Below are 5,043 nucleotides of genomic sequence, written 5' to 3'. Positions count from 1 at the left end.
GAAAGGAGCGGAATTGCATTCGCTGCAACGTCGAATGCGCGAAGACGAAACCTGAGGCTGTGCGCTGCGGAGGAGTGAGGGTCGCGGCGCCGGCCGATGGCTGAAAGACGGCGACCGCCCGAGCCGGTAGGGGTCGGGCGGTCGCCGCGGCAGGGACGTGGTGTCCGCTGCGTGTAGGAACCAGCATGACACCACATCTCGGGCCGCAGAACAAATCGCGGAGGAGGTGGTGGACATGGCTCGAAACAACCGGCAGACCGGTTCGAAGGCGGCTTCGGCGGCGGGCAAGGTGCTCGCGAACCCGAAGTCGTCGAAGGCGGACAAGGCGGCGGCGGCTAGCGCGCTGTCGCAGACGCCGTCGAAGTCCAGCAAGCGCAAGTAGCGACACGTCTGCCCAGGTCCTACCGCCTGGGCAGCACGGCCGCGCCGTAACGCCTTCAACGATGTTGCGTTGAATGCAACGTGACCCAGCCGAATGTTGATCTTATTGGTGCTGCTCGTCAGCTGCTTCCCGTTGGTGTGGTGCACCTGGATCCGGCCCCGGCGGTATTCGAGGCGATGATCGAGGGCTGGGCGCGGCAGCAGCGGGTGAGGTTCCTGCAGCCGGACACCATTGATGGGCGCATCGACGTGGTTCGCCGGCTGACGGTGTTCAGCAACCAGTACCCCTGGCAGTGGCGTGCGGCGGAGGTTGAGGCGTTCGTCGACCAGTTGCGTTCGGGTACGAGGCCAATCGCTGTGTCCACCGCTCGTAGTTACGTCGGTGCCCTGCGGATGTTCCTGGATTACGTCACCGACGCCCGCTACGGCTGGGCGGGCGTATGCGTGGAGCGGTTCGGTGAGGCGCCGCAGCAGGTGCTCGGCGAATGGAACACGATCGCGCATGTCACCGAGTACGAGGGTCGGCCGGGCCGCCGCCCGTTGAGTTATGACGAGGTACAGGCATTGTTCGACGCCGCCGATGGCCGCGTGGACGAGATCCGCGCACTAGCACGCAAAGGCGCTCTGGCCGCACAGCGTGACGCCGTGCTGCTGAAGACGATCTACGCGTTCGGCCTGCGACGGCGAGAGGCGTGGGGCTTGGACCTGGCCGACCTTCGGCACAACCCGAAGGCGAAGCAGTTCGGCCGCTGCGGGGCCGTGTTCGTCCGGTGGGGCAAGTCATCCAGGGGCAGCGCACCGAAACGGCGCACGGTCCTGCTGGTCCCCGAGATGGACTGGGTCGTGCCGGTCGTCACGCAGTGGGTGGAGGAGGTCCGACCCTTGTTCGCACCAGGGAACCACCCCGCCATGTGGGTCACCGAGCGCCGAGGCAGGGTGTCGAAACGAGCGATCAACGAGGCGTTCGAGAAGGCCCGAGAGACCGCTGGACTCGATCCTGTCCTCGATCTGCACTGCTTGCGTCACTCCTATGTGACGCATCTGGTGGAGTTCGACTACCCCGAGCGGTTCGTGCAGGAACAGGTCGGCCACTCCTACGCCTCCACCACGGCGATCTACACCGGGGTGTCCGACGAGTACCGCAACCGGCTACTTACGCGGGCGCTGCAGGATCGGCACTCCGACCTGTGGGACGGAGCCTCGTCGTGATCAAGAAGATGGGGATCGCGTGGCATCTGCGGATGCGCATGGCGGCCAAAGGCATGTTCCAAACCTCGGACCTGCTTCCTCTTCTGGCCGAACGGGGGGTGCACCTCTCTCGGGAGCAGGTCTACCGACTCGTCGCGCAGGAACCCCAGCGACTGTCGATGGACACGCTGGCAGCACTGTGCGACATCCTCGACTGCCAACCCAACGACCTGATCGAAGTGCGGGTCGTCAACGCCGAGCTCCGCAAGACCGCCGATCAGTCCGGCCGCGCCGCACCTGCGGTCCGCCGCAGCACGATTCGCCGGCCGGACCTGTCATGAGCAGGAAAGCCGAGGCCGCTGAACAGGTCCGCGACCGAGTCCTCGGCCGCATCACGGTGGCGGTGCCCGGCGTCACACCGGCGGTGGTTCAGGCGGGCATCGGTGAGCAGGCTCGGGGATGGCGGGTGCTGGATACCTACCTTCACTCGCATCCTGACGCCCTGATCCGTCCGGGCCACGACGTTCCTGCCGTCCTGGTGCGATTGGCTCATGCGCTGGCCGCCGCTGGCCACGCCGACGTCCGGCCGCCCCGCTGCGCCCGCTGCGATCAACCTAAGACGGACCTGGGGCGCCGTGACGAGGCAGGACGGCGCATCTGCGCGGCTTGCGCCGCCGCTCTGCGGGTCGGTCCATGCGCTCGGTGCGGCCAGGTTCGCCGACTTCAGGTCCGCCGCGACGACGGCGTCATCTGCACCGCCTGCTACGAGAAGGATCCGCAGACCCTGCGGGAGTGCGGCGGCTGTGGCCGGCTACGTCGAGCGGTCGCCCGCGGAGCCGACGGCAGGCCTCGCTGCCAGGCGTGTCACCCGCGCCCACTTCGCGTGTGCTCCTCATGCGGCGCCCGACGACCGGCGAGCGCCATGACCGCCGACGGGCCGGTCTGCGCCTCGTGCTACCGAGCACCGGCTCGCCCATGCGGGCGCTGCGGCCAGCACCGTCCGATTGCTCGGCGAGCTCGTGGCGACATCCCCGACCTGTGCTACGGCTGCTACCAGGGGCAGGATGCTACCTGTTCGATCTGCGCACGGGTGCGGCCCTGTCACCGGGTCGGTTCTGGACGCCCGATCTGCAAGTCCTGCCGTCCGCGTCCGCCCAGACCGTGTTTTCGTTGCGGACGCAGCCGCCCCGTTCAAGCGGAATGGCCGGCCGGCCCCGTCTGCGTCGGCTGCTACGAGAACGTCCGTCGGAACCCGGCCGAATGCCGCAACTGTCGCCAGGCCCGTCCGCTGATCGCCCGTGACGACCAAGGCGGAGCGGTCTGTGGGCCCTGCGTCGGCGTCGACTTGACATACACCTGCCGCGAGTGCGGCCGCAGCGGCGAGATCCATTGCGACCAGCGCTGCTTCCGCTGCGTGCTCACCGAACGTGTCATCGACCTGCTCGCCGACGCTGATGGCCGAGTCGCCCAGCAGTTCCGTCCACTGCTGCACGCGTTGACCCGGGTCGAGAATCCCGCGACGGTCGTTGGCTGGCTCGCCAAGAGCCGTTCGGCGAAACTTCTCCGGGACCTCGCCGCTGCCGCCGAACCGATTACCCACGACGTCCTCGACCAGCAACCGCAAACTCAGCCGTTGCACTACATCCGCGAAGTCCTCGTCACCACCGGCGTGCTGACCGCACGTGACGAACACCTGGAACGGCTCAGATCCTGGCTGGAGCGGGTCCTTGCCGACAAACCCAGCCATCACATCCGAGTTGTCAAGCCGTTTGCGCAGTGGTTCGTCCTGCGCAGGGCTCGGCGTTCCGCCATCCGCAACGGTGACTACCGCCGCGGCAGCGCCGACTACGCGCGCGCACGGATCCTGATCGCGTTGGAACTGCTTGCCTGGCTCGATCAGCACGACCTGACCCTGACCGCGCTCACGCAGTCCGTCCTCGACCAATGGCTTGAGGACGGCACCACCACACGTCGCACGGTGCGCTACTTCCTCGGCTGGGCCTACGAGCGAGGGCTGGCCACGAAACTCGACGTTCCGATGACAGCCAGGACCGCCCCAGCGGTGCTGCTCGACGAGGACGATCGCATAGCCCAGTTGCGCCGCTGCCTCACCGACGAGACCCTCGGCCTCGACCTGCGCGTTGCCGGTGCGCTGATCCTGCTCTTCGCGATGCCGCTGACCCGGGTACTGCGCCTACGCGACACCGACGTCATCCGCGACGTCGACAACACCCACCTCCTCATCGACGGCCACCGGCTGCTCCTGCCACCGCGTCTCGCCGACCTGATCCAGCAACTCCAGGCCCGCACCGGCGCCCGCTCGACGCTGGCACGCATCGACCGCACGCCGGGTTGGCTGTTCCCCGGCCAAATAGCGACACGACCAGCTCACGACAATGCCGTCGCCAGCCGACTGCAACGCGCCGGCATAGACAGCTTCGCCGGACGCAACGGCGCGCGCCTCGCACTCGCAGCCGACCTGCCCGCCTCCGTCCTCGCCGACCTGACCGGGCTGCACATCACCACCGCCCTGCGGTGGACCACCTGGGCCAAACGCGACTGGACGCAGTTCGTCGCGGCCCGGGCGACGAGCGACTCGAAGAGATCCTTCGGGCCCAACGAACACGACAGACTGTGAGAAGAGGTATGAACTTCCAGCATTTCGATCTCGGTCAGCTCAAGCGCGGCGCCGTGGTCGTTGTCCAACTCCGCGGGAACAGCGCGAACGTGCGACTGATGGACTCGAGCAACTTCTCGAGTTTCAAGAACGGCCGCCGACACCGCTATGCCGGCGGCCTCGCGACGAGGTCGCCGGTCCGACTGACCGTTCCCCGCGACGGTCACTGGCACCTGACCATCGACATGGCAGGACTCCGTGGATCCGTGCGGACCGGTGTGAGCGTCGAGCCACCACCGCTGCCACGACTGCGCAGCAGCACCACGGCCGCCCCGCTGAGCCAGATCCGCCACGAAGCGCCGCCGCCACTCGACAACGACGGCGCCCAGGTCTGGGACGTCTTCATCTCACACGCCAGCGAGGACAAGGCAGCCGTCGTCAACCCGCTCGCCGATCGACTGCGCGAGCTCGGCGTGACCGTCTGGCTCGACGCGTTCGAACTCCGTATCGGCGACAGCCTCCGCCGGAAGATCGACGCCGGCCTCGCCGGCAGTCGATTCGGCATCGTGGTGCTGTCCCGGTCCTTCTTCAAGAAGGGCTGGCCCCAGTACGAACTCGACGGCCTCGTCACAATGCAGGTCTCCGGCAAGCAGAGCCTGCTTCCGATCTGGCACGAGATCACCAAGGACGAAGTGATGGCACAGAGCCCGTCGCTCGCCGACAAGATCGCTCGCAGCACCGCTCAGTTCACGATCCATGAGATCGCCGAGGAGATCGCCAGCGTTGTTCGCCCGGACCTCGCCGCCGGCGCCGCGTGACGAATAGCGCAGCCTTCGAATAGGTGTTCTCCACCAGTA

Annotated in this window: 5 protein-coding genes; all 5 read left to right on the top strand. The window is 67.4% G+C overall.

The window, feature by feature from the left end; all coding sequences use genetic code 11:
- Positions 1-235 precede the first annotated feature (235 nt).
- Positions 236-382 (top strand): hypothetical protein, encoded by a 147-nt coding sequence (locus QMG73_RS45885; RefSeq protein ID WP_281906452.1) that lies wholly within the window; start codon positions 236-238, stop codon positions 380-382.
- 140 nt (positions 383-522) lie between these two features.
- Positions 523-1,590, top strand: coding sequence for a tyrosine-type recombinase/integrase (locus QMG73_RS45880; RefSeq protein ID WP_281906451.1), 1,068 nt, complete (start codon positions 523-525; stop codon positions 1,588-1,590).
- Positions 1,587-1,910 (top strand): helix-turn-helix domain-containing protein, encoded by a 324-nt coding sequence (locus QMG73_RS45875; RefSeq protein ID WP_281906450.1) that lies wholly within the window; start codon positions 1,587-1,589, stop codon positions 1,908-1,910. The genes QMG73_RS45880 and QMG73_RS45875 overlap by 4 nt, the downstream gene beginning before the upstream one ends.
- 1,073 nt (positions 1,911-2,983) lie before the next feature.
- On the top strand, positions 2,984-4,207 hold the full coding sequence (locus QMG73_RS45870; RefSeq protein ID WP_281906449.1) for a hypothetical protein: 1,224 nt from the start codon (positions 2,984-2,986) through the stop codon (positions 4,205-4,207).
- Between the two features lie 8 nt (positions 4,208-4,215).
- Complete coding sequence (locus tag QMG73_RS45865) at positions 4,216-5,004, top strand: DUF1883 domain-containing protein (protein ID WP_281906448.1); 789 nt, start codon at positions 4,216-4,218, stop codon at positions 5,002-5,004.
- Positions 5,005-5,043 lie beyond the last annotated feature (39 nt).

This window comes from Phytohabitans aurantiacus, assembly GCF_027923225.1.
GTDB classification, from domain to species: Bacteria; Actinomycetota; Actinomycetes; order Mycobacteriales; family Micromonosporaceae; genus Phytohabitans; species Phytohabitans aurantiacus.
This window is presented reverse-complemented; position numbering and strand designations above follow the sequence as displayed.

Bases quoted from the DNA above. Each gene is read 5' to 3' on its own strand.
- QMG73_RS45865 (WP_281906448.1), top strand. From the start codon at position 4,216: ATGAACTTCCAGCATTTCGATCTCGGTCAGCTCAAGCGCGGCGCCGTG.
- QMG73_RS45885 (WP_281906452.1), top strand. From the start codon at position 236: ATGGCTCGAAACAACCGGCAGACCGGTTCGAAGGCGGCTTCGGCGGCG.